Here is a 5,361-nt window from a genome sequence, read left to right on the forward strand (position 1 = left end):
AAAAAAAAATAACTTTACACCTTCGGGTGTAAGAGGATTTGTTGCAACGTCTATGGAAGCTTTACTAGCAGTCATAGGAGATACTACACATTGGACACCAAACGTTTATAGAAAGTATCAATACACGAACGACAAAAGAAAATATGTATGTGGTTTTGAAGAAGGAAACTTACAGCAGATCAATACGTTTGTTATCGATATTGATACAAAGAAATATAGCGTTAATGACATTGTGTTAACTTGTATGGATGATTCTATCGGTGTGCCAACTATGATTATTGAATCCACTCGTGGATATCAAGTTTATTTCGTTCTTGAACAGCCGATTTTCATTTCAAATAAAAATAAATTCAGAAGTTTAGCTGTAGCAAAACGTATTTCAAACAACTTAAAAAGAAGTTTAAGAAATGTTGAAGCTGATTTATTCTGTAATGATTTCGGATTTTTCAGAGTACCTAAAAAGGACAACATCGTGTTCTATCAAAAAGAGCAGCTCTACCATGCAAAGATGCTCATTGATTGGTCTATGCGTGTTGACGATGATTTAAAACGCCCTTTGTATGTTGTTCCATATAAAAAAGGTAGCACAGATATTTCTCAATCAGAATGGTTTTACGCATTATTAGGTACAAGTAAAGTAAGAGGTGCGAAAGGAGAGTTAGGGCGCAATAATATCATGTTTACACTTGCGCTTGCTTACTACCATGATGGCAAGTCACAAGAAGATGCGTATAACTTATTAGATGTTTACAACTCTAACTTACAAACGCCTTTACAACCCAAAGAAGTAGAAGTTATTGTACGATCCGCTTATTCGGGCAAATACAATGGACCGAAAGCAGAATACGTTAAAGAATTATTAGAATTGCACGTACCTAACGGGAAAAACATTTCAGTCAATATGGGCTATAATTGCTGGTACAAACATAAAAAAGATCGTTCTGAACGTGTTAGAAGTCATTATGAAGAATGGGAACAAGATATTGTTGAATACATCACGGTTCAAAAAAATGATAGTGAACCGTTTATTCAGCATACCCAAAAACAGCTTTGCGAAGCGTTAGATCTTCCGCAAAGTACATTGAACGTGCTTATTAAGCAATCAAAACAAATCATTCGCAAGGTATCAGGTAAAGGCAGAGGGGCTATCACTTATTGGACAACGGTTGAACTCTTTATGCAACATATCATTCGCCTAAATAAAGAAAAATCTGAAATGTTCATTGGATATGCGAGAGATATTATGAATAAGTGGCACGACACAATTGAATATAACCCAGCATCGATCATGACATTTAACTACCTAGAGAAACTCTTGAAACCACCGACAGATAGCGGTTTTGAGCGTGTTAGTGGTGGGGGCTAAATTAACACTCCACTCTGCCTTACATATTTCTATTGTCCTGTTGCTGAGATGTAGTTTTTATTATGGAGGTGTTCTATGTCATGGCTATTCCAGAATTTTCTAAGGCAGAGCTTGTCTTACTTAAGAAACTTATGAGAGGAGAGGGGATTAAGCCTTCTAGTAGGGCGGTTAGGGCTATGTTAAGGCTTTATGGTGATCAGACGCTAGAAGAGTTTCAACGGCGATCACGTGAAAGAGAACGTGATCGCTCTGAACGTAAACTTCGTAGTGAGATGAAAATGCAGAAGAATTTAAAGATGCAGGCCAAAGAAAAGCAAGAACGTTTGGAACAGTTAACGATCCGACAGGGATTAAAGGATTCGTTTCATACATTGCATGGGCTTGGCCGAAAGAAACATAGCGCAAATGTAATGGAGAAAGAGTATTTAATATTTAGTAAAGGTACATGGGAAAAATATAAATTAGAGTGCGAAAAGATGACTGAATATCTAGAGAATAGAGGGCTTGTTTATTTTAAAGATTTAAAGCGAGAACATTTCTTAGAGTATTTCGAGGTGCGATCGGCAGGGCTGAAAGAGTCTACCATCGTAAATTTAGAATCGAAGTTGATTAAGATTTCAAATGGTGTAGAGAAGTTCGTACAAAGTGAGGAAGCTATTTCTACATTGTATGGTGATAAAGTAGGGTATTTTACAAGAGATGACCGAGGGGATTATAACGCTAACACGTCAAGAGCGATGAGGAGCTATTCTAAGGAGGAAGCTAATCGAATACTTGAGGAACTTCGTAGAACGCGTCCTGATGTATTTAGAGGGGTCATTCTGTCGAGGATAGCAGGTTTGCGAGCAGAAGAAGCGTCGTTGATCGAGAAGAGACATTTCCAGTGGAATGAAGAGCGGCAAGCGTATGATATTGTCATTCATTCAGGCGATCGATCCCATGTGACGAAGGCGAATCGTTATCGTTACATTCCAGTCGCTTCAAAGTGGAATAATTATTTAGGTGAAGAACTCGGTCGCTTGAAGAATGAAACGGATAGATTATGTCCAACAACAAAAGATTATTTGAACAAGAGTGTGAATGTTGTTATTAAGCGCTTAGGGATTCATAAGGGCGATCGAGGGGCAGTACATGGGTTTCGCCATCTCTATGCGAGAGAACGTTTCTTAGAATCGATTCAGAAGGATCCTACGGTGTTGGACGCAACGAATCGTATCGTAGACAATTTACACCAAGGATTTCGAGCGAATAAGGGGTTTCAGCAAGACGATCCATCGTACGAGAAGGCAATTAAAGCAATGGATCAAGTGCATGGAGAACTAGGTCATGGGAAAGAACGTTTCAATTTGGCGAAAACGTATTTAGATTTTAAAAATTATAGTGTGTAAAAAATATCAATCTAATTATAAATTTGAACAGGTGAACATTTTTCAGTCACCAAATAGTATATAGAGGAAATGCAGCGAAGGTAGAACTTTCATTTGAGGTTCTACCTTTTTGTATGAAGAAGGTAGCTGGAATTTTATGAAAACATGAAAACTAAAAAGGGTCCTGGTATAATTAAGGTGGACTATAAAAAAGGGAACGCAAAGAGATTGAAAAATATTGGTTTGATTGGATCAAGACAGGTTGAAAGTTTAACAGAAGGTTCAAGTAGAAAAATGCACAAAGCAGAGTCAAAGCAGTTATTTGAAGGAATAAAGGTTTTTGAAACAGTTTTTTGAATCAAAGAAGTATAGATTTTTTTAAATGATAAGTAGAAGGTATTAGAACGATTGCAACAGGAATAAAATTAAATTTAAAAAAGGAAATGAAAAGGAGAAGGAATACATTAATTCATTGGATCGAGCAAGGTTCAGAGTTATACAGGATTCGAAATGAAAACAAATCAAGTAGTTTAAAAATTAAAATTGTAGAATGGATCGGCTAGAAAATTATTTTTAAGATTCATAAAATTAAAAGTTTAAAGATTTCTAGGTTCATATGTAGAAAAAATTAGAGGATTAAAGCAGCAGGTAAAATTTAAATTTAAAAAAGGATAAGAAAAGGAGCGAAGGACAAATGCAAAAGGAAATGAAAAGGGCTGTTCAACAGATCAGTAGAAGAAAAACAAAAGGTATAGAACTATTCAACTGTGTACTAAAGAATCAAACACTTGTTCAAGAAGTCATCGGTTAGGGATATGTACCATGCGCTAGAAAGGCAACTGACCATTGCTGAGTAGATTCCATATGAATCGTTCGAGAAGCACACAAGGTGGTGCGTAAGAGAGAGTGCAGCTGTGAGGTAAACATATTCTGTTCTAAAAAATGCGATGGATCAGGAACAATTTCTATTATGAATAAAAAATTATGTATGAAAAAAGTAGACGAGATACGGGAAAATGGGGTTGGAAACAATGCGAAGTGACAACGAGCATTGTTTCCTGTTTGTGATGTGAAGAAATAGATCTATTTTAAATTTCAGTTATGTAACTTTGTTTAAAAATTTTTAGTAGTGTTATTAATAAAAATTTAATAGTGTATGGTTATGGTTAGAACCGTACATCAAGAATCGCTCAACCGAGCGGTTCTTTTTTTATGGCTGAAAAAGAAGTACGGTTTCTGTTAAAATGAACAATAAACCATACATAGAAAGAGGGAGCTGCATGAAGCCACGTGAAAATGTTCAGCCGTTACGATCGGCTGAAGAAATCGAAGAGTTTCGCCAGGCGCTCGATCGAGGGCGCAGGGCCGAAAGAGATCGTTTGTTGTTCGATCTAGGGATTAACACAGGTCTACGAATCAGTGATCTATTACCATTGAAGGTTGGCGACGTGCGAGGAAAGACGGAAGTCATCATTCAAGAACAAAAGACGAAGAAACGGCGTACGGTCTTTTTGCATACGATCATGCCAGAGATTGCGGAGTATGTGGAAGGAAAGAGCGACGAGGCGTATTTATTTGCGTCCGAACGGACAGGGCGACCGATTTCTCGTACACAGGCATACCGTATCTTTCAGAAAGCAGCCGACTGGATCGGCCGTGAAGACATCGGTACACATACGTTGAGAAAGACGTTCGGCTATCACTACTATCAACAGACGAAGGACATTGCGACATTGATGATTATCTTTAACCATCGTTCGCAGGAAGTGACCAAACGTTATTTGGGAATTGAAGATGAAGAGTTGAAAATGTCTTTGAAAAAATTCAAATTATAAAATAGTAAAAAAAGAAACAATAAAATAAAAAGTATAATGGAAGCGTGTAAGTAAAGCTGATCGTTTGTGACTAGGTCGAGAATTTTTAAAAAGAGTTAAAAGAGGTAGAATAAGGAGTGTTGATTTTATAGAAAAAACGACTTCTAATAAGAAACAATATGTAAAGGTATGATCTTTCATTGAAGAATTCTTGATAGGAACTTAATATTTCTATAGAAATATTACATTGCAAGGATTATGTGATAAACTAGTATATAAATAGAAAACCACTTCTACGGTAATAGAAGTGGTTTAGAGATATCTTTGCTGGTGGCACCCAACAAAGACCCTACACACTCTAACTCCAAGAGGAGTGTAGAATGAAATATATACATCTTCATTATACAGAATTATAAATATAAAACAACGAAAATTTATATTTATAATTGTATGTAGGGTTAAGTAGAAAGCTAGCAGCATTGATGTTCTCTCACTAATAGAAGAGGTGAACACAATGACAATAAATTCAAGCATTAACATGAGTGAAATTCTTTACTTAATTTTACATAACTCGCTTACTAAATACCGAACAAAAAATTCTAAAGCTACTCTTTTGGATCAGGCCGAAGCTGCAAAGCATGAAGGTACTGATAGAAAAGGTGGCTTGTTTTTAGTGAGAAAAAAAAATAACTTTACACCTTCGGGTGTAAGAGGATTTGTTGCAACGTCTATGGAAGCTTTACTAGCAGTCATAGGAGATACTACACATTGGACACCAAACGTTTATAGAAAGTATCAATACACGAACGACAAA

General features: G+C 36.4%; 4 protein-coding genes and 2 pseudogenes. All 6 read left to right on the top strand.

Annotated elements, in window-relative coordinates:
- Window positions 1-1,366 (top strand): primase C-terminal domain-containing protein (locus ACFQ0V_RS11770; RefSeq protein WP_381013798.1); only part of this gene is annotated, 1,366 nt, incomplete at its 5' end.
- Window positions 1,367-1,446: 80 nt separating this feature from the next.
- On the top strand, window positions 1,447-2,754 hold the full coding sequence (locus tag ACFQ0V_RS11775; RefSeq protein ID WP_381013800.1) for a hypothetical protein: 1,308 nt from the start codon (window positions 1,447-1,449) through the stop codon (window positions 2,752-2,754).
- Between the two features lie 144 nt (window positions 2,755-2,898).
- Window positions 2,899-3,090: a hypothetical protein gene (locus ACFQ0V_RS11780; RefSeq protein WP_381013803.1), complete on the top strand. Its 192-nt coding sequence runs from the start codon at window positions 2,899-2,901 to the stop codon at window positions 3,088-3,090.
- Between the two features lie 923 nt (window positions 3,091-4,013).
- Window positions 4,014-4,568, top strand: a complete 555-nt coding sequence (locus ACFQ0V_RS11785) for a tyrosine-type recombinase/integrase (RefSeq protein ID WP_381013805.1) — start codon at window positions 4,014-4,016, stop codon at window positions 4,566-4,568.
- Between the two features lie 82 nt (window positions 4,569-4,650).
- Window positions 4,651-4,740 (top strand): annotated as a pseudogene (locus ACFQ0V_RS11790) (hypothetical protein); the annotation flags it as partial.
- A gap of 321 nt (window positions 4,741-5,061) precedes the next feature.
- Window positions 5,062-5,361: pseudogene (locus tag ACFQ0V_RS11795) on the top strand (hypothetical protein); the annotation flags it as partial.

The organism is Savagea faecisuis (assembly GCF_042675605.1).
Classification (GTDB): Bacteria; Bacillota; Bacilli; order Bacillales_A; family Planococcaceae; genus Savagea; species Savagea faecisuis.